Origin of the sequence: Mycobacterium sp. pV006 (assembly GCF_041287115.1) — a bacterium.
Classification (GTDB): domain Bacteria; phylum Actinomycetota; class Actinomycetes; order Mycobacteriales; family Mycobacteriaceae; genus Mycobacterium.
This window is the reverse complement of the sequence record NZ_JBGGKT010000006.1, coordinates 63,985-82,643: the sequence shown is the minus strand read 5'-3', so window position 1 is coordinate 82,643 and position 18,659 is coordinate 63,985. Positions and strand designations below refer to the sequence as shown.

Here is an 18,659-nt window from a genome sequence, read left to right as displayed (position 1 = left end):
GATGCAACTGGTCTTTGCCCTTCCACACATGCTGCGGCTGCCGGCGATGTCGCAGCCCTGGGAGGCCTCGGTCACCGGGGCCGACCAGACGCGGATGGCCAAGTGTGCCGATCAGTGGGGCTACGACATGATCGCGGTGCCGGAGCACTTCGTGATCCCCGTCGAGCACGTCGAGCTGTCGGGGCCGCACTATCTGCAGTCGACGGTGGCGCAGGCTCACCTGGCCGGCGCCACCGAGCGGATCCGGCTGAACTCGTGCATCACGGTGCTGCCGCTGCAGCATCCGATCGTGCTGGCGAAATCATTGGCCACCGCGGACTGGATGAGCAGCGGTCGGATGATGGTCACCTTCGGCGTCGGTTGGCTGGCAAGCGAATTCGATGCGCTCGGCGTTCCGTTCCGAGAACGCGGACGGATGGCCGACGAGTACCTCGCGGTGATCAAGTACTTGTGGACCCAGGAGACGACGAGTTTTCACGGTAAGTACGTGTCCTTCGACGAGGTGGCGTTCGAACCGAAGCCGGTGCAGAAGCCGCATCTGCCGATCTGGATCGGCGGTGACGCCGACGCCGCGCTGCGCCGCGCCGCGAAGTTCGCTTCCGGTTGGTGGTCGTTTCTGACCCCGCCGGAGAAGATCGCCGAGCGGCTGGATTTCATCAAGTCGCAGCCGGAGTACGACGGGCGGCCCTTCGATGTCGTCCACGGGCTGGGCACCAACCGGGTGGGGGAGGGCCATGTCGCACAGGACGACCCGAACGCTCGCCCGGGCATGAGCGCCGACGAGATCGTCGAGCGTCTGGGCTGGTTGTCCGAGCAGGGTGTCACGGTCAGCTCGGTGCCGATCCCGGAAGTACGCGGTGTCGAGGAGTACCTGGACTACGCGCAGTGGGTGATCGAGGAGATCAAGCCGCAGCTCGCCTGATCATCTGACCTGGGCGGCGATCTCCTCGACCGTCCACGGCGGCTCGTCGTGATGCCCGCGGAACGCCACGATCGACGGAGCCTGACGGTCGAACCGGCCGACGAAACCGCCTGCAGCGATGAAGATCTGACCGGTGATGTGCGCGGCGAGGTCGCTGGCCAGGTAGGCGTAGGTGGGTGCGGCGTACTCGGGTGGGGCGGCATCGAGGGCGCCGTCCATGCTGATGTCGTCGAGCAGTCCGCGTCGGTTCAGCTCGGTGATGTGGGCCTCGTAGTCCGGACCGGTCGACAGGCGGGTCCGGGCGCCGGGGCACACCACGTTGGCGCGGACACCGTGCTCCTTGAGTTCGGCGGCGATCGCCAGCGTCAGGGAGTTGACCGCGCCCTTCCCGGCCGGGTAGCCGGTGCCGCCGTAATCACCCAGGAACGCAGACGAACTGGTGTTCACGATGGCGCCGCGACCTTGCGCGACCATCCGGGGGGCCGCGGCGCGGCAGGTCTGGAACACCGTGCCCAGATGCGCGTCGATGAGTTCCTGGAACTGCGCGGGGGTGACGTTGAGAATCGACGAGCCCGCCGGTTCGGCGGTACCGGCACAGTTGACCAGGATGTCCACGGCACCGAACTCACGGACACACGTGTCGATGAGTGCGTCGGCGACATCGGGATGCGCCGGTGACCCGGAATACGCGATCGCACCTGGAATGCGTTGCGCCGCTTGCTCGGCAGCCTCGGCATCGCGCCCATTGACCACCACATGCGCGCCGCGGGCGGCCAGCAGTTCGGCGACGGCCAGACCGATTCCGCGGGTGCCGCCGACCACGACGGCCGCGCGGCCGGACAACGACTCGCTAATCGGTGCTCTCCGCCTGGGTGAACGTCATGGCGTCCATGTTCCAGTAGCCCCGCAGATTGGTGATCAGGCCGGCGTCGTCCACCCGGTAGGTGAACACGCCACGCACCGTGGCCACGAAACCGTTGGGGAACGTGGTCTCCAGCACCAGGATGTAGGCGATCTCCGTCGGACTGCTCGACGGGAACGTCTCCTCGCAGGTGACGCGCAGCTGGTTGGGCCCGATGTTGGTGTCGTAGAACGCCGCAACGGCGTCCTTGCCGCGAACCCCGGTGCCGTCGGGGTTGGTGACGGCCTCGCCGATCGGGTCCTCGATGACGACGTCGTCACTCATGAGGGCCAGCCAGCCCTCCCGATCGCCGGACTGGACGCAGCGCCACGAGTTCCGTGACGCCGCGACCACCGGGCTCAGCGCCGCCGTGTCAGTCACGACGACTCAGCGATCCTCGTCGGTGTAGCGGATGACGCCGCGAATGTTCTTGCCCTCCAGCATGTCCTGGTAGCCCTCGTTGATCTGCTCGAGCTTGTACTGGCGGGTGACCATGTCGTCGAGGTTGAGCTTGCCGGCCTTGTACATCGACAGCAGCGACGGGATGTCGTGGTGCGGGTTGCCACCACCGAAGATGGTGCCCTGCAGGTTCTTCTGCAGCAGCGTCAGCATCGACAGGTTCAGCGTCACGTTCGTGTCGAGCATGCTGCCGACCGCGGTGACGACGCAGGTGCCGCCCTTGGAGGTCAGGTTGAGGTAGTTGTCGATGTCCTCGCCCTTGAGTTCGCCCACGGTGATGATGGTCTTACGAGCCATGCCGCCGGAGGTGACCTCTGCGATGCCCATCATCGCCTCGGCGATGTCGGGGTAGACGTGGGTGGCGCCGAACTTGAGGGCCTGGTCACGCTTCCACTCGACCGGGTCGACGGCGAAGATGTAGCGCGCGCCGGCGTTGACCGCGCCCTGCAGCGCGCCCATGCCGACACCGCCGATCCCGATGATCGCGACGTCCTCGCCGGGACGGATGTCACCGCTGCGCACGGCCGAGCCGTAGCCGGTGGTCACGCCGCAGCCGACCAGGCAGGCCACCTCGAACGGGATGGACGGGTCGATCTTCACCACGGAGCTCTTGTGGACGACCATGTACGGCGAGAAGGTGCCGAGCAGGGTCATCGGGATGACGGGCTGACCGTTCTTGACGGCGTGGATCCGGTGGGTGCCGTCGGAGACCGCGACGCCCGCCAGCAGGCCGGCGCCCAGGTCGCACAGGTTGCGCAGGCCGGCCTGACAGGACGGGCACTCGCCGCAGGACGGGATGAAGGACAGGACCACGTGGTCGCCGGGAGCCAGGTGCTCCACGCCCGGGCCGACCTCGGTGACCACGCCGGCGCCCTCGTGACCGCCCAGGACAGGGAAACCGGCCATCGGGATACCGCCGGTGACCAGGTGATGATCCGAGTGGCACATCCCGGACGCTTCCATCCGGATCTTGACCTCGTCCTTGACGGGATCGCCGATCTCGATTTCCTCGATCGACCACGGCTGATTGAAATCCCAGATCAGAGCGCCTTTGGTCTTCATTTCTCCTGCTTTCCTGCTTACTTAGTAGAGCTTCTAGCTAGAGACTAGAGGCTCTAGTTAGCCACACCACATCGCCCCCAAGCAACCGCTTGGGTGGGAGCTACCAGAGCGGGGCCGGCGCCTGGCCCAACGGGTAGTAACCGGGCAGCTTCTCGCCGGCCAGCGATCGCTCGATGCGCTTCTGCATGGTCGGGGTCAGGTCACCGGACTCGATCAGTTTCATGAACGCCTTCTGCACGTGACCGAAGTCGAAGAAGTCGCGCTGCCACTCGATGAGCAGCTGGTCGTTCAGCCGGAACCAGCTGCCGCCGATGCCGTAGATCTCGTCACGGGTGCCGTCGCTCTTGTTGGCGATCTGCTTCCAGAAACCGACGATCTCGTTCTGCTTCTCGTCGATCAGCACCCTCTGGTACTCGTACACCCAGTTCTCCAGGCCTTCCATCTCCAGGCCCAGGGCAACGTCGCGGATCTCGTCCTTGTTGACGCACATGACGTCTTCCTTGGGGCCGATGTTCCAGCCGTAGGTCGCGTCGTCTGTGTAGAAGTCCGCCAGCGGCTTCCAGTCGCCGGCGGCCTCCGCGTCCTGGTTGGCCTTGAGCCAGCGCTCGACCCAACCTTCGAGCTGCTCACGGGTTGCCATACTCACTCCTTCTCGATGATGGTCAGTGCCCGGGTCGGACACATGTCGACGGCCAGTTCGACGGCTGCACGGAGCTCGTCGGGCGGTTCGGGGTCGGTGATCTCGACGACGCCGCGTTTGGGCACCGAGAACACCTCGGGAGCCTCGAGTTCGCACATGGCGTGCCCCTGACAGAGGTCCTCGTCGAGTTCCACGCGGTAGCAACCCATGTCAGGCCTTCGTGCGCCTGCGGTAGCGGACCTTCGCCGGACGGGCCAGCTGGACGACCATCTTGGAGTGGTCGTTGCGGTAGCTCTCGGCGGGCTGCGCCATCTCGAATTCGTACTCGCGCAACAGAACCGAGAAGATCGCCTTGATCTGCATCTGGGCGAACGCGGCGCCGACGCACCGGTGCTTGCCGGCGCCGAACGGGATCCAGGTCCAGCGGTTGATCAGATCTTCCTGCCGCGGCTTGTTGTAGCGGTCGGGATCGAAGGCGTCGGGATCGGGGAAGTCCTCGGCGATCCGGTTCGAGATGGCCGGTGAGGCCGCCACCATCTGCCCCTTGTGGATGGGATGACCCGCGACCTCGAACTCGTCCTGGGCCACCCGCATCAGAATGATCAGCGGCGGGTGCAGCCGCAGCGTCTCCTTGAGCGCGTTGTCCAGGTTCGGAATCTGCCGCAGCGCATGAAAACTGACCTCCTGCCCGTCGGCGTACAGATCGTCGAGCTCCTGCTGGACCTTGGCGTAGAAGTCGGGGTTGCGGAGCAGTTCGATCAGCGTCCACGACGACGTGCCGGAGCTGGTGTGGTGACCGGCGAACATCAGGGAGATGAACATGCCGGTGACCTCGTTGGCCGAGAAGCGGGGATTGCCGTCCTCGTCCTTGATCGAGACCAGCACGTCGAGCAGGTCGCGATCGCTCTTGTCGGTGGGCGGGTTCGCGATTCGGCCGTGCATGACCTCCTGCACCAGCTCCACCAGGTTGGCGCGGGCCTCGTCGCGAATCCGGAAGCTCTCGATCGGCAGGTACGGGTCGACGTAGCAGAGCGGATCGGTGCCGCGTTCGAGCAGGTGGTAGTAGTTGGCGAAGCGCGAGTCGAGCTGGTTGCGGAACTTCAGCCCGATCAGACAGGCCGTGGAGGTGTAGATGGTCAGCTCGGCGAAGAAGTCGAGCAACTCGATCTCGCCTCCGTCGCCCCAGTCGGCGATCATCCGCTTGACCTCGTTCTCGATGGTCGCGGCGTGGCCCTTCATCTGCTCGCCGCGCAGGGCGGTGTTGTGCAGCATCTCGGCGCGGCGCTCGGGATCGGCGTCGAACACCACGCCCTCGCCGAAGATGGGCGTCATGAACGGGTAGGCCTCGGCCTGGTTGAGTTCACTGTCGGTCGACCGGAAGAAGAACTCGTTGGCCTCGGCGCCGGACAGCATCACCACCTGCTTGCCGGCCAGCTGGAACCAGCCGACGTCCCCGCACTCTTCGCGGACGCGCTTCATCAGCCCGATCGGGTCGGTGCGGAACTCCTCGAGGTGGCCGTGTTCCTCTTCGCCGCCGGAGACACGGGGCACGTCTTTGAGAGCGGTCATTGTCCTGGCATCCCTTCCTCACCGAGTGCGAGTTTCTGTCGCTCCTTGACGTCCGCCAGCGGCGCTTCGGGCTGCAGCTCCATGTTGGCGATGAACCCACCGCGGGGTGTCTCGGCGACGAACGTGATCGCGCGGGCCAGATCGGCGGCGCGCAGGAAGTAGTCGTGGCGGGCCTGACCCCACTTGGCCCAGTCCTCCAGCGCGGGACCGATCAGCTCGGCCGGCAGGCTCCAGCCCATCGACGTCTTGGTCGGTCCCGGATGGACGATCGACGCACGCACGCCGGTGCCCTCGAGTTCCATCTGGTAGTTGGTGACCATCGCCACCAGCCCGGCCTTGGCCGCGCCGTAGGCGCCCATGTGGGGGCGCTGACGCAGCGACACATCCGATCCGACGAAGATCAGGTCCCCACGACGACGTTCGAGCATCCCGGGCAGCACGGCACCGGCCACCCGGTTGGCGCCGATCAAATGGATCTGGATCTGCGACTCGAACTGCTCGGTGCTGATCTCGGCGAGCTTGCCGAAGTACGTGTCACCGGCTCCGGCGACGAGTACCTCGATGTCACCGATCTCCGAGGTTGTCTGCTCCACACAGGCTTTCACCGAGTCCGGGTCGGTGACGTCGAGGTGCACCGCGATGGCTTCGCCACCGTCGGCGCGGATCTTCTCGACGAGCTCCTGGCACTTCTCCACCCGGCGGGCCCCGAGCGCGACGGGAAATCCGCGCGAGGCGAGATCGACCGCGGTCGCCGCGCCGATTCCGGACGAGGCGCCGGCGACGAGTGCGGGACGACGATCGGGCAGAGGGTCAAATCGAGGCATCAACGGGCCTTTCAGCGCACTTCGACGTGGATCGGGAGGTGAGCGAACCCGCGGACGTTGCTGGAGTGGACGCGGACAGCGTTGGCCTCGTCGACCTCGTACCCGCGGATTCGCTTGAACAACTCGGTCAGCGCCACCCGCGCCTCCATGCGCGCCAGGTGCGCGCCGAGGCAGAAATGGGCGCCGCTGCCGAAACTCATCAGTTTGGAGCCGATCTCGCGACCGATCAGATAGCGGTCGGGATCGTCGAAGACCCGTTCGTCGCGGTGCGCCGAGCCGGGAAGAAGCAGCACCACGTCGCCTTCGGGAATCCGGGTGTCGTACAACGTCAGGTCACCGGAGACCGTGCGCGCGAGGATCTGGCTGGACGTGTCGTAGCGCAGCGTCTCCTCGACCCACAGCGGCACGCGGTCGAGGTCCTCGTACACCGGGGTCAGCTGATCAGGGTTGCGGTGACCCCAGAACGCAGCATTGGCAAGCAGTTTCGTGGTGGTCTCGTTGCCGGCGATGACCATCAGGAACATGAACCCGATGATCTCGTCGTCGGTGAGCCGGTCGCCGTCGATCTCGGCCTCCAGCAGCGCCGAGGTCAGGTCGTCGGTGAGTTTCTTGCGTCGCTCGGCGACCATCTCCTGGTAGTAGACGAACAGGTTGATCGACGCCTCGATGGCCGCGGCCGGCACGTCGGTGACACCGTCCTCGCGGTGCATCACCGCATCCGCCCAGGCGCGCACCTGAGTCCGGTCGGCCTCCGGCACACCCATCAGCTCGGAGATCACATCCATGGGCAGCTTGCCGGCGAACTCGTCGACGTAGTCGACCGCGGCGCCGCTGCGCGCCATCTCCAGCATGATGTCCAGGTGTGCGACGGCGATCTCGGTGACGCGTGGTTCGAGTTCACGGATTCGTCGCGGCGTGAAGCCCTTCGACACCAGCGTCCGCAGCCGCAGATGATCGGGATCGTCCATCGCCAGGAACGACATGGTCTTCGCTGCGTGCGGGCCGCGTGAGGCTGGGTCGAGCGAGACACCGAACTTGTTGGACAGCGTGGTGCTGTTCCGGAATCCCTGCAGCACGTCGGCGTGCCGCGACAAGGCCCAGAAGCCGAGTTCCTCGTTGTGGTACAGCGGGGCTTCGTCGCGCAGGCGCCGGTAGTACGGGTACGGATCCTCGTGGAAGTCGTAGTCGTAGGGGTCGAGTTTCACGTCGCTCAATGTCATTTCTTGTCTCCGACAAGGTCCGTCAACGGTCTTCTCCGACGATGAGGCCGACCACGTAGCTCAGGCGGTCGGCGATCTGGTGGTAGGTGTAGACGCCGCTGCCCGCGTTGACCAGCGCGCCGAAGAACGTCATCTCCAGCGCGGCCAGAGTGCGGGGGTCCCCGTCCGGGCCGACGGCGGCGCGGATGCGGCGGTGGATCTCGCTGCCGATGCGGTCGCGGACGCTGCGCACCGCGGTGTCGTTACCCGACAGCAGGGCGGTGGTGCAGGCGGCCGCGACTTCCGGTTCGTCGGCGAGGGTGAGCGCCATGGCGCGCAACGTTTTCTCCACGCGGTCGACGGTGCTGTCGTTGACGTCGGTGAAGTAGTCGACCTTCTGCACCAGGTCCAGGTAGATCTCGGCGATGAGGTGGTTCTTCGACGAGAAGTAGGTGTACGCGGTGGCCGGGGCGACCTTCGCGCGGGCAGCCACGGCCCGCACGGTCAGGTCGGCGTAGGAGGACTCGCGCAGGGCTTCCAGTCCCGCGGCCAGGACCTTGCGGAACGTCTCTTCCTGCCGACGGTTGCGGGGTGCCTGCCGCGCCTGATCTGTGATCGCGGCTACAGCTTCACTGGACACATGTCCAACCTAGCCGACAGAGGTCGCCATCGGCAACCATGGCGTAGAAACCCCTTTCCATCAGGAATATTGGGTTGCGCCGTTCCGCTGTTCTTGCCTGTGCTGCAGGCCGGGGGCTATGGTTCGAGGGAATCCAGTCAGACAGCTGTCCAGAACCAGAACAGGAGGCCGGATGGCAATCCTGGCCGATCGCGAGAGCAAGCTGTACATCGACGGCAAGCTCGTCGACGGCAACGCCGGCACCTTCCCGACCATCAACCCCGCCACCGAGGAGACGCTCGGAGTGGCCGCCGACGCCGACGCCACGGACATGGGTGCGGCGATCGAGGCGGCGCGACGGGCCTTCGATGAGACGAGCTGGTCGACCGACGCCGAACTCCGTGTGCGCTGTCTGCGCCAACTGCAACAGGCGATGCGCGACCACGTCGAGGAACTGCGCGAGATGACGATGGCCGAGGTCGGGGCGCCGCGCATGCTGACCTCGGCGGCTCAGCTGGAGGGCCCGATCGAGGATCTGACGTTCTGCGCCGACACCGCCGAGTCCTACCAATGGATCACCGATCTGGGCGTGGCGAAGCCGATGGGCATCAAGACCGCGCGCAGGATCGCCCGCGAGGCCGTCGGCGTCGTCGGCGCCATCACCCCGTGGAACTTCCCGCACCAGATCAACCTCGCCAAGATCGGGCCGGCGCTGGCCGCCGGAAACACCCTGGTGCTCAAGCCCGCTCCCGATACCCCGTGGGTGGCCGCCGTGCTGGGCGAGCTGGCCGCCGAGCACACCGACATCCCGGCGGGCGTGCTGAACATCGTCACCTCCAGCGACCACGCGGTCGGGGCGTTGCTGTCGAAAGACCCACGGGTGGACATGGTCTCGTTCACCGGGTCCACCGCGACCGGACGGGCCGTGATGGCCGACGGGTCGGCGACGTTGAAGAAGGTCTTCCTCGAACTCGGTGGGAAGTCTGCATTCCTGGTGCTCGACGACGCGGATCTGCCGGGCGCCTGCTCGATGGCCGGTTTCACCGCGTCGATGCACGCTGGTCAGGGATGCGCCATCACGACCCGCCTGGTCGTGCCGCGCAACCGCTACGACGAGGCGGTGGAGGCCGCCGCGGCAACGATGGCCGGGCTGAAGCCGGGGGACCCGACCGACGCGGGCACGGTGTGCGGGCCGCTGATCTCGGCGCGTCAGCGCGACCGGGTGCAGGGCTATCTGGACTCCGCCGTCGCCGAGGGCGGTCGGTTCGCCTGCGGCGGCGGTCGGCCTGCGGACCGGGACAAGGGTTTCTTCATCGAGCCGACCGTCATTGCCGGGCTGGACAATGCGGCGAAGGTGTCGCGGGAGGAGATCTTCGGTCCGGTCCTGACGGTCATCGCGCACGACGGCGACGACGACGCGGTGCGCATCGCCAACGACTCGCCGTACGGCTTGTCGGGCACGGTGTTCTCGCCGGATCTGGACCGGGCCAATGGCGTCGCCGCCCGGATGCGTGTCGGCACGGTCAACATCAACGGTGGTGTCTGGTACTCGGCGGACATGCCGTTCGGCGGATACAAGCAATCGGGCATCGGCCGGGAGATGGGCCTGGCCGGCTTCGAGGAATATCTGGAAATCAAGGCCATCGCGACGGCAGTCTGAGAAGGGACAGCTATGGGACTCTACGGAGATCAGTTCAAGGACAAGGTGGCCATCGTGACCGGCGCCGGCGGCGGTATTGGGCAGGCCTACGCCGAGGCGTTGGCCCGCGAGGGCGCCGCGGTGGTCGTTGCGGACATCAACACCGAAGGCGCCCAGAAGGTCGCCGACGGCATCAAGGGCGAGGGCGGCAACGCCCTTGCGGTGCGCGTGGATGTCAGCGACCCTGACTCGGCCAAAGAGATGGCAGCACAGGCGCTCTCGGAGTTCGGCGGCATCGACTATCTGGTCAACAATGCCGCGATCTTCGGCGGTATGAAGCTCGACTTCCTGATCACCGTCGACTGGGACTACTACAAGAAGTTCATGAGCGTGAACCTCGACGGTGCGCTGGTGTGCACCCGCGCGGTGTACAAGAAGATGGCCAAACGCGGCGGTGGTGCGATCGTCAACCAGTCTTCGACGGCGGCGTGGCTGTACTCGAACTTCTACGGCCTGGCCAAGGTCGGCATCAACGGACTGACCCAGCAGCTGGCCACCGAACTCGGCGGCCAGAACATCCGCGTCAACGCCATCGCGCCCGGCCCCATCGACACCGAAGCCAACCGGACCACCACGCCGCAGGAGATGGTCGCCGACATCGTCAAGGGAATCCCGTTGTCGCGCATGGGCCAGCCCGACGATCTCGTCGGCATGCTGCTGTTCCTGCTCTCGGACCAGGCGAAGTGGATCACCGGTCAGATCTTCAATGTCGACGGCGGACAGATCATCCGGTGACGGACACGATGAAGCTCGGCTATATCGGCCTGGGCAACCAGGGCGCACCGATGGCCCGACGTTTGGTCGACTGGCCCGACGGGCTGATCGTGTTCGACGTCCGCGCCGAGGCCATGGCCCCGTTGGTCGAGGCCGGTGCCATCGCGGCCGACAGCGTCGCCGCGGTCGCCGAGGCCGACGTCATCAGCGTCACCGTGCTCAACGACGCCCAGGTGCGTGACGTGGTCGCCGAGCTCGGCGCCCACGCGGCACCGGGCACTGTGATCGCGATCCACTCGACGATCGAACCCGACACCGCCGGACAACTCGCCGAACAGCTGCGCCCCAAGGGGGTCCACATCGTCGACGCACCGGTCAGCGGTGGCGCCGGTGCGGCCGACAAGGGCGAACTGGCCGTCATGGTCGGCGCCGACGACGAGGCCTACGAGAAGGTCAAACCGGTCTTCAAGAAGTGGGCGTCCATGGTCGTCCGGGCCGGCGAACCGGGCGCGGGTACCCGAATGAAGCTGGCGCGCAACATGTTGACGTTCGTGGGATTCACCGCGGCGTGTGAGGCGATGCGCCTGGCCGAGGCCGCCGGCATCGACCTGCAGAAGCTCGGTCGGGTGGTTCGCCACAGCGATGCGCAGAGCGGCGGGCCCGGCGCGATCATGGTGCGCGACGACATGAATCCGCTGACCCCGGACCACTTCCTGTACGACATGTTCGTCCACACCCGGGGCCTGGCCGAGAAGGATCTTCGGCTGGCGCTCGGTCTCGGAGAAGCCACCGGCGTCGAGTTGCCGCTGGCCGAGATCGCGCTGCGCGACCTGGCCGCCGGTCTCGGCGTCCCGCACACCTCGTCAAGCACCAAGGAGTAGAGCCGATGGATGACGTGCGCCGTAAAGGCCTGGAGAAGATGAACGAGGTCTACGGGTGGGAGATGCCCGACATCCAGGGTGACCCGTACTTCGACCTGACTGTCGAGCACCTGTTCGGCACCATCTGGACGAGGCCCGGTCTGTCCATGCGCGAGAAGCGCATGCTGACGCTGACCGCCGTGACCGCTCTCGGTAACTCGGATCTCGCCGAGATCCAGATCAACGCAGCGCTGGCCAACGAGGAGCTCACCGTCGAAGAACTCAAGGAGATGGCCGTCTTCCTCACCCACTACCTCGGCTTCCCGCTGGGATCCAAGCTCGACGGGGCAGTGTCGAAAGTCGCCAAGCAGCGTAAGAAGGCCAGTGGCGAGGACAAGAAGGCGAACGTCAACGCTGCGGTCCGCATGCACTCCGGGGGCACGGTCCATGATGAGGGCGTCGGTTCATGATGAGTAGGTACGCCGCGCTCTCGCGCGACGAACTCGCCACGCTGGTCCCCGAGCTACTGCTGATCGGGCAGCTGATCGACCGGTCCGGAATGGCCTGGTGCATCTCGAATTTCGGTCGCGAGGAGATGGTGCAGATCGCGATCGAGGAGTGGGCGGCCTCGAGCCCGCTCTACACCAAACGGATGCAACGTGCGCTGAACTTCGAAGGCGACGACGTCATCACGATTTTCAAGGGCATGCAACTCGACATCGGCGCGCCGCCACAGTTCATGGACTTCCGCTACACCGTCCACGACCGCTGGCACGGCGAGTTCCATCTCGACCACTGCGGGGCGCTGCTCGACGTCGAGCCGATGGGCGAGGACTACGTGGTCGGAATGTGCCACGACATCGAAGACCCGACGTTCGACGCGACTGCGTTGGCCACCAACAGCAAGTGCCAGGTCCGCCCGATCCACCGGCCGCCCCGGACGCCTGCCGACCGGCATCCGCACTGCGCGTGGACCGTCACCATCGACGAGTCCTTCCCCGAGGTCGAGTTCATCCCGCAGATCGAGACCGTCAGGGCCAGTCGGGCGCACCACACCGAACTCGATCCGATCGACCCCACCGACGAGGGCATGGCCGACTACTCCGGGCCGTTGCTGTCGGACCTGGACTTCGGTGCGTTCTCGCACTCGGCGCTGGTGCGCATCGCCGACGAGGTGTGTCTGCAGATGCATCTGCTGGTGCTGTCGTTCAACATCGCGGTGCGGGCACGCGCGAAAGACGATGTGGCACTGGCTGACAGCATCCGCACCAAGCAGCTGATCGGCATCGCCGGCGTGGCCGCCGAACGTATCCACAAGGCGCTGAAGCTGCCCGGCGGGCCGGTCGGCGCGCTGCGGGTGCTCGAGCTGCATCCGCTGCTGAACCCGGCGGCCTACGTGCACGCCAACATCGATCCTGGCTTCGTGCACGTCCGTCGCTCGCCGGCGCACGGCGACGGTGCCTGGATCTCGCTGCTCTCTCCGGCCGCAGACAAACCGCTGCAGGCGATCGCGACCGCCGTGGACCCGCACCTGCGGGCAGAACTGTCGGGCACCGAGACGGACTGGACCGTGCGATTCATCGAAACCGACACCCCGGCAAAGGAACTGTCCGAGGTGTCGGTGACGAAGGTCAGCGGTGGTGCGTCCTGGGAGTTCGAGGGCCGCAAGTCGCTGCCGTTGACCGTGCTCTAGCTAGGTGATGGTCACCCCGCCGTCGACGACGACCGTCTGCCCGCAGACGTAACCGCCGGCCGGCGACGCCAACCAGATCAGCGTCGCCGACAACTCGAGCGGCGAGCCCATCCGCTTGAGCACCACACGCTCCTCCATCATGCGGTCGAGGTAGCCGGGAGCGTACTCATCGGTCATCTCGGACTCGAAGAAGCCGGGGGCGATCGCGTTGACGCGGATGCCCTTTCGGTGTCCCCACTGCTGGGCCAGGTCGCGGGTCAGCCCGATGACGGCGGCCTTGGACGCGGCATAGGCGGCCTGGGGCAACCCGGCGGTGGTGATGCCGAGGATGCTGGCGATGTTGACGATCGAGCTGCCCGGCTGCATGACGCGCCCGCAGGCCTGGGCCGCCCAGTAGGAGCCGTTGACGTTGACGTCCATGACCTTCTCGAACTCTGCCGGCGTCTCACGCAGCGCCGGGACCGCGGTGCCCACCCCGGCGTTGTTCACCAGCACGTCGACGCGGCCGAACTCGTCCATGGCGGCTTCGACCATCGCGGTGCACTGCGCGGGATCGGCGACGTCGGTCGGCACGGTAAGGCAGCGTCGTCCCGCCTTCTCGACGAGTGCTGCTGTGGCAGACAGCTTCTCGGCGCGACGCGCCGCGAGGACGACGTCGGCGCCGGCCTGTGCGCATGCCTCGGCGAACGAAACCCCCAGGCCCGAGGAGGCGCCGGTGATGATGACGACCTTGTCGTCGAGGCGGAACTGGTCCAATACCGTCATTACTCACGTCCTTTGCGATCGGATTTCACTGTGTTGCCCACCCAGCGGCGCAGATACGCGCGCAGGCGGGTGCCGCTGCGCGGTGGTCGGCCGGGGTCGACGACGAACGACTGGATGATGCGCAGCAGATGTTCGGCCAGTTCGTCGAGATCGTCGTCGCCCAGGCCCGCGGCGGTCCAATCCACGTCCAGACGGTCGACCATCGTGCGGGCGAAACGCAGCGCGACATCGGAGGTGACCGACTCGACGTGGCGGGTGCGGCCGGGGACCACGAGCAGGCCCATGTACTTCTCTCGCGGCAGCCATTCCAAAGCCGTTGCGACCGCTTCGGTCACCGCGTCGACGGGGTCCTGCACGCCGGCGAGGTGGGCGGTCAGCCGGTCCAGGAATTCGTCGACGGCCTGCACTGCGGCTGCGACCAGCAGTGCCTCGGTGCTCGGGAAGTAGCGGTAGACGGTCTGGCGGGTCACCCCGACGGTGCGCGCCACGTCGGAGAGGCTGAAGTCGGCACCGTGTTCCTCGATGGCCTTGCCGGCAGCGGCCAGGATGCGCGCGGCGGCCTCGTCGTCCGAGGCCGGTTTCGCCCCGGACCAACCATGAGTGCGCACGAAGGCACTCTAGTGGTAGGCGACCTGCAGGTCCTTGACGCCGTTGATCCAGCCCGAACGCAGGCGTTGCGGTTCACCGAGTCGCCGGAGGTCGGGGATCTGGTCGGCGATCTCGTTGAACATGAGCTTGATCTCCATGCGGGCCAGGTTGGCGCCGATGCAGAAGTGCGCGCCGTTGCCGCCGAACGCCAGGTGGGGGTTCGGGTTGCGCAGGATGTCGAACTCGAACGGCCGGTCGAAGACCTCTTCGTCGAAGTTCGCCGAGCTGTAGAACAGGCCGGCGCGTTGTCCCGCGGCGATGGTCACGCCGCCGATCTCGACGTCCTCGAGCGCGGTGCGCTGGAAACAGTGCACGGGGGTGGCCCAGCGGATGATCTCGTCGACCGCGGTCTCGGGCCGTTCCCGTTTGAAAAGCTCCCACTGATCCGGGTTTTCGAAGAACGCGTTCATGCCGTGGGTCATGGCGTTGCGCGTGGTCTCGTTGCCGGCCACAGCGAGCAGAATGACGAAGAACGCGAACTCGACCTCGCCGAGGGAGTCGCCGTCGACATCGGCCTCCACCAGACGGGTGACGATGTCGTCGGCCGGGCAGCGTCGCCGCTCCTCGGCCATGGTGTACGCGTAGCCCATCAGCTCGGCATTGGCCATCGTGGGGTCGGAGTCGAAGTCGGGGTCGTCGGTGTTCATGATGCAGTTGGACCAGTGGAACAATTTCTCGCGGTCGGCTTCGGGCACCCCGATCAGGTCGGCGATCGCCTGCAGCGGCAGCGGCATGGCGATGTCGTCCACGAAATTGCCGCTGTCCTTTGCCGCCGCGCGGGCCACGATCTCGCGGGCGGCACCGGCGAGCTTCTGCTCCATCCCCGCGATGGCCCGCGGCGTGAACAGGCGCGACACGATCTTGCGCAGCCGCGTGTGTTCGGGCGCGTCGTGATTGATGAGCAGCGCCTTGGTCAGGTCCAGTTGCTCGGCGGTGACACCGTCGGGCAACCGCATGACCGCGCCTTTGGCGTTGGTCGACCACAGCCCGTCGTGGTTGCGCGAGATGGCCTTGATGTCCTCGTGGCGCGAGATCACCCAGTAGCCGCCGTCGTCGAAGATCGACTCGCCCTGGGCGTTCCACCACACAGGCGCGGTCTTGCGCAGCTGCGCGAACTCGGTCACCGGGATGCCCCGGAGCAGCACGTCCGGATCGGTGAAGTCATACCCCTGGGGCAGAAACGGACAGCTCTGCGTCGTCGTCATGGCGTCCTCCGGATGTGACGTATGGCACTTACTCTGGACCATACACTGATCGGTCAGCTGTATGGTCCAGAGGCGCTGCGAGGCAGCCGTTAGGGTGCATCTGTGCACGTCCTGGTGATCGGCTCCGGAGCCCGTGAACATGCGCTGCTGCTGGCATTGCGCCGCGACCCGCAGGTCGATGGTCTGTCGATAGCTCCCGGCAACGCGGGGACCGCAGCCCTGGCCGACCAGTACGACGTCGACATCACCTCGGGCGAGGCGGTCACCGCGCTGGCCCGACGAGTCGGGGCCGACCTGGTCGTGGTCGGACCGGAGGTTCCGCTGGTGCTCGGCGTCGCCGACGCGGTACGTGCGGCGGGCATCGCCTGCTTCGGCCCGGCGTGTGACGCGGCCCGTATCGAAGGGTCCAAGGCATTCGCCAAGGACGTCATGACGGCGGCCGGGGTGCGGACCGCGACCAGCGAGATCGTCGACAACCCCGCGCGCCTCGACGCCGCCCTGGACCGGTTCGGTCCGGCCGCCGGGCAACGCGCCTGGGTGGTCAAGGACGACGGACTGGCCGCCGGGAAGGGTGTGGTGGTCACCGCCGACCGCGACGCAGCCCGCGCGCACGCCGCCTCCCTGCTCGACGCCGGCCATCCCGTGCTGCTCGAGTCCTTCCTCGACGGCCCCGAGGTCTCGCTGTTCTGCATCGTCGACGGTGAGACGGTGGTGCCGTTGCTGCCCGCGCAGGACTTCAAGCGTGTCGGCGACGGCGACACCGGACCGAACACCGGCGGGATGGGCGCCTATGCGCCACTGCCGTGGCTGCCCGCCGACATGACGACCCGGATCGTCGAAGAAGTCATCAAACCCGTTGCTACGGAAATGGTTCGGCGTGGCTGCGCGTTCAGCGGTCTGTTGTACGCCGGGCTGGCCATCACCTCGTCAGGCCCCTCCGTCGTCGAATTCAACTGCCGCTTCGGCGATCCGGAGACGCAGGCGGTGCTGGCCCTACTGGAATCCCCGCTCGGGCAACTGCTGTCGGCGGCCGCCACGGGACGGCTGGCCGAGATGCCTCCTCTGCAGTGGCGCGAGGGGGCAGCCGTCACCGTCGTGCTCGCCGCCGAGAACTACCCCGGGCGGCCGCGTCTGGGCGACGTCATCTCGGGCGCGGATCGCGACGGGGTGTTGCACGCCGGTACCGCGCGGCGCGACGACGGTGCGTTGGTGTCGTCCGGCGGTCGGGTCCTGTCGGTGGTGGGTGTCGGTGCGGACCTGAACGCTGCGCGTGACGACGCCTACGCCACGATGAGCGCAATCCGCCTGCCGGGGGCGCACTTTCGCAGCGATATCGGGCTGGCGGCAGCAGAAGGCCGAATCTCCGTCTAAGCGCTCAGCAGCGGCGCGATCCAGCTGATCTGGGACGTCAACTGCGCGGACCAGAACGCGGCATCGTGCCCGCCGGCCGAGAAGCCGCCCGCCGGCGGTGTAGCGAGTTGGTCGATGAACTCTCGCGTAGCGCCGGCGAACGGATCACCGTCGCCGATGTCGATCCGCAGCGGTATGCGATCGAGCTCGTCGAGACCCCAGACGTTGTTGGCGGCGTAGTCCTCGCCACCGTCGAACGCGCCGGGCGCCGCAGCACCGGGTGAGGTCCACAGGGCCGGGCTCACCGCGCAGATCGCCGCAGTACGGGCGCTGCCCAACCGGGAACCCAGCAGCATCGCTCCGTATCCGCCCATCGACCAGCCGAGGAACGCCACGCGGGAGGTGTCCAGTCCCTGGTCGGCCAGCAGCGGCAGGAACTCGTCGAGCACCATCGATCCCGAGTCGTCGCCCGACGCTCGGCGGTGCCAGTACCCGTTGCCGCCGTCGATCGCTGCCATCGCCAAGGGCGGTAACCCGGCAGCCACCGCGTCGGCCAGGAACCGTTCGACGCCCATCGACATGACGTTCGCGGCGCTGGAGTCTTTGCCGTGCAGCAGGATCACCGGACGCAGCGGCCGGTCCTGCCCCGGTGGGCGGGCGATGATCCAGTTCACCGTCACCCCTCCGCGCGCGGTCGAGCGCAACGCTCCCGAGGTGTAGGTCGGCGCAGGTGCGGCGACGGTCGGCGGGGCGCTCACAACAGACACCGCAGCCCCTGCCAACCCGGCCCGCAGACCCAGGGACAGCAGCGCGCGGCGACTGAGCATCGGCATGGCGGCAATCATGCCAGCCGCGCTGCCGAAGGTAATGAGGGACGAATTGCCGAAAGCCCGATGCCGGCCCGCCCCGACTGGCACCATGCTTTACGTGACGGCAGCGGTCACTCCCAAAGGGGAGCGTCGAAGGTATGCGCTGGTCAGCGCCGCTGCTGATCTGCTGTGCGAGGGCGGGTTCGACGCCGTGCGACACCGCGCGGTGGCCCGCCGCGCGGGCCTGCCACTGGCGTCGACGACGTACTACTTTTCTTCGCTGGACGACCTGATCGCCAACGCCGTCGAACTCATCGGACTGCGGGAGGCGCAACAACTCAAGGACCGGGTCGGGGCCTTGTCCCGACGCCGGCGCGGTGCCGAGTCGACCGCCGACATCCTGGTCGATCTGCTCGTCGGGGACACCCCGGAACGTGCCACGGAGTTGCTGATCTCGCGCTATGAGCGCTACATCGCCTGCGCTCGCCAGCCCGGCCTGCGAGACATCCAGCGCAGGATCCTCAAGCAGCGCACCGATGCCGTCGTCGAAGTCATCGAGCGATCCGGACGCTCCGTGCGCGCCGACATGCTGACCGCATTAGTGTGTGCCGTCGACGGTGCCGTCGTGTCAGCGATGGTGGGGGACGGCGATGGCCCGCGTGAGACGGCCAGAGCCACACTGATCGACGTCATCGACGTCCTCGCGCCGTTCAACTAGTCC

At 66.9% G+C, this 18,659-nt stretch carries 21 protein-coding genes; 8 read left to right on the top strand and 13 right to left on the bottom strand.

Annotation, left to right across the window (positions count from 1 at the left end; all coding sequences use genetic code 11):
• The first annotated feature begins 1 nt into the window (after nt 1).
• Nucleotides 2–922: a TIGR03619 family F420-dependent LLM class oxidoreductase gene (locus tag ACAG25_RS11425; RefSeq protein WP_370488524.1), complete on the top strand. Its 921-nt coding sequence runs from the start codon at nt 2–4 to the stop codon at nt 920–922.
• On the opposite strand, the gene ACAG25_RS11420 is transcribed toward ACAG25_RS11425, so the two are convergent.
• The 9 genes from ACAG25_RS11420 to ACAG25_RS11380 all read right to left on the bottom strand — a co-directional run bounded on the left by ACAG25_RS11420 (nt 923) and on the right by ACAG25_RS11380 (nt 8,216).
• Nucleotides 923–1,765: an SDR family NAD(P)-dependent oxidoreductase gene (locus tag ACAG25_RS11420; protein WP_370488523.1), complete on the bottom strand. Its 843-nt coding sequence runs from the start codon at nt 1,763–1,765 to the stop codon at nt 923–925.
• A gap of 7 nt (nt 1,766–1,772) precedes the next feature.
• A complete protein-coding gene (locus ACAG25_RS11415) occupies nt 1,773–2,204 on the bottom strand; it encodes a nuclear transport factor 2 family protein (protein WP_370488522.1) in 432 nt (143 codons plus the stop codon).
• Nucleotides 2,205–2,210: 6 nt separating this feature from the next.
• Nucleotides 2,211–3,344, bottom strand: coding sequence for an NDMA-dependent alcohol dehydrogenase (locus ACAG25_RS11410; RefSeq protein ID WP_370488521.1), 1,134 nt, complete (start codon nt 3,342–3,344; stop codon nt 2,211–2,213).
• Nucleotides 3,345–3,444: 100 nt separating this feature from the next.
• The gene (locus tag ACAG25_RS11405) at nt 3,445–3,984 is read right to left on the bottom strand and encodes a nuclear transport factor 2 family protein (protein ID WP_370488520.1); all 540 of its coding nucleotides are present in this window, start codon (nt 3,982–3,984) and stop codon (nt 3,445–3,447) included.
• A 2-nt stretch (nt 3,985–3,986) separates the two neighbouring features.
• Nucleotides 3,987–4,193 carry a ferredoxin gene (locus ACAG25_RS11400; RefSeq protein ID WP_370488518.1) on the bottom strand — a complete coding sequence of 69 codons (207 nt, stop codon included), beginning with the start codon at nt 4,191–4,193 and terminating at the stop codon, nt 3,987–3,989.
• Between the two features lies 1 nt (nt 4,194).
• Nucleotides 4,195–5,553 (bottom strand): cytochrome P450, encoded by a 1,359-nt coding sequence (locus ACAG25_RS11395; RefSeq protein ID WP_370488516.1) that lies wholly within the window; start codon nt 5,551–5,553, stop codon nt 4,195–4,197.
• Nucleotides 5,550–6,377, bottom strand: coding sequence for an SDR family oxidoreductase (locus ACAG25_RS11390; protein WP_370488514.1), 828 nt, complete (start codon nt 6,375–6,377; stop codon nt 5,550–5,552). Before ACAG25_RS11390 ends, ACAG25_RS11395 begins: the two co-directional genes overlap by 4 nt.
• 11 nt (nt 6,378–6,388) lie before the next feature.
• Complete coding sequence (locus tag ACAG25_RS11385; protein ID WP_370488512.1) at nt 6,389–7,597, bottom strand: cytochrome P450; 1,209 nt, start codon at nt 7,595–7,597, stop codon at nt 6,389–6,391.
• Between the two features lie 22 nt (nt 7,598–7,619).
• Entirely contained in the window at nt 7,620–8,216 is a 597-nt protein-coding gene (locus ACAG25_RS11380; protein ID WP_370488511.1) for a TetR family transcriptional regulator, read from the bottom strand.
• Nucleotides 8,217–8,388: 172 nt separating this feature from the next.
• Between ACAG25_RS11380 and ACAG25_RS11375 the strand changes: the two genes are divergently transcribed.
• The 5 genes from ACAG25_RS11375 to ACAG25_RS11355 are packed head-to-tail and all read left to right on the top strand — an operon-like array spanning nt 8,389 to nt 13,161.
• Complete coding sequence (locus ACAG25_RS11375; RefSeq protein ID WP_370488510.1) at nt 8,389–9,855, top strand: aldehyde dehydrogenase; 1,467 nt, start codon at nt 8,389–8,391, stop codon at nt 9,853–9,855.
• Between the two features lie 12 nt (nt 9,856–9,867).
• Nucleotides 9,868–10,629: an SDR family oxidoreductase gene (locus ACAG25_RS11370; RefSeq protein WP_370488508.1), complete on the top strand. Its 762-nt coding sequence runs from the start codon at nt 9,868–9,870 to the stop codon at nt 10,627–10,629.
• 8 nt (nt 10,630–10,637) lie between these two features.
• On the top strand, nt 10,638–11,489 hold the full coding sequence (locus ACAG25_RS11365) for an NAD(P)-dependent oxidoreductase (protein WP_370488746.1): 852 nt from the start codon (nt 10,638–10,640) through the stop codon (nt 11,487–11,489).
• A 5-nt stretch (nt 11,490–11,494) separates the two neighbouring features.
• Nucleotides 11,495–11,938, top strand: a complete 444-nt coding sequence (locus ACAG25_RS11360; protein WP_370488506.1) for a carboxymuconolactone decarboxylase family protein — start codon at nt 11,495–11,497, stop codon at nt 11,936–11,938.
• Nucleotides 11,935–13,161, top strand: coding sequence for a hypothetical protein (locus ACAG25_RS11355; RefSeq protein ID WP_370488505.1), 1,227 nt, complete (start codon nt 11,935–11,937; stop codon nt 13,159–13,161). The genes ACAG25_RS11360 and ACAG25_RS11355 overlap by 4 nt, the downstream gene beginning before the upstream one ends.
• Here ACAG25_RS11355 and ACAG25_RS11350 read toward each other — a convergent pair whose 3' ends face one another.
• The 3 genes from ACAG25_RS11350 to ACAG25_RS11340 are packed head-to-tail and all read right to left on the bottom strand — an operon-like array spanning nt 13,162 to nt 15,779.
• A complete protein-coding gene (locus tag ACAG25_RS11350; protein WP_370488503.1) occupies nt 13,162–13,926 on the bottom strand; it encodes an SDR family NAD(P)-dependent oxidoreductase in 765 nt (254 codons plus the stop codon).
• Entirely contained in the window at nt 13,926–14,534 is a 609-nt protein-coding gene (locus tag ACAG25_RS11345) for a TetR/AcrR family transcriptional regulator (protein ID WP_370488501.1), read from the bottom strand. The genes ACAG25_RS11350 and ACAG25_RS11345 overlap by 1 nt, the downstream gene beginning before the upstream one ends.
• 9 nt (nt 14,535–14,543) lie before the next feature.
• The gene (locus tag ACAG25_RS11340) at nt 14,544–15,779 is read right to left on the bottom strand and encodes a cytochrome P450 (RefSeq protein ID WP_370488499.1); all 1,236 of its coding nucleotides are present in this window, start codon (nt 15,777–15,779) and stop codon (nt 14,544–14,546) included.
• Between the two features lie 102 nt (nt 15,780–15,881).
• Here ACAG25_RS11340 and purD point away from each other — a divergent pair, with 102 nt between their 5' ends.
• Complete coding sequence (purD, locus tag ACAG25_RS11335; protein ID WP_370488497.1) at nt 15,882–17,150, top strand: phosphoribosylamine--glycine ligase; 1,269 nt, start codon at nt 15,882–15,884, stop codon at nt 17,148–17,150.
• Here purD and ACAG25_RS11330 read toward each other — a convergent pair.
• The gene (locus ACAG25_RS11330) at nt 17,147–17,974 is read right to left on the bottom strand and encodes an alpha/beta hydrolase (RefSeq protein ID WP_370488496.1); all 828 of its coding nucleotides are present in this window, start codon (nt 17,972–17,974) and stop codon (nt 17,147–17,149) included. The genes purD and ACAG25_RS11330 overlap by 4 nt on opposite strands.
• Nucleotides 17,975–18,047: 73 nt before the next feature.
• Between ACAG25_RS11330 and ACAG25_RS11325 the strand changes: the two genes are divergently transcribed.
• Nucleotides 18,048–18,656 (top strand): TetR/AcrR family transcriptional regulator, encoded by a 609-nt coding sequence (locus ACAG25_RS11325; protein WP_370488494.1) that lies wholly within the window; start codon nt 18,048–18,050, stop codon nt 18,654–18,656.
• Nucleotides 18,657–18,659: the final 3 nt, after the last annotated feature.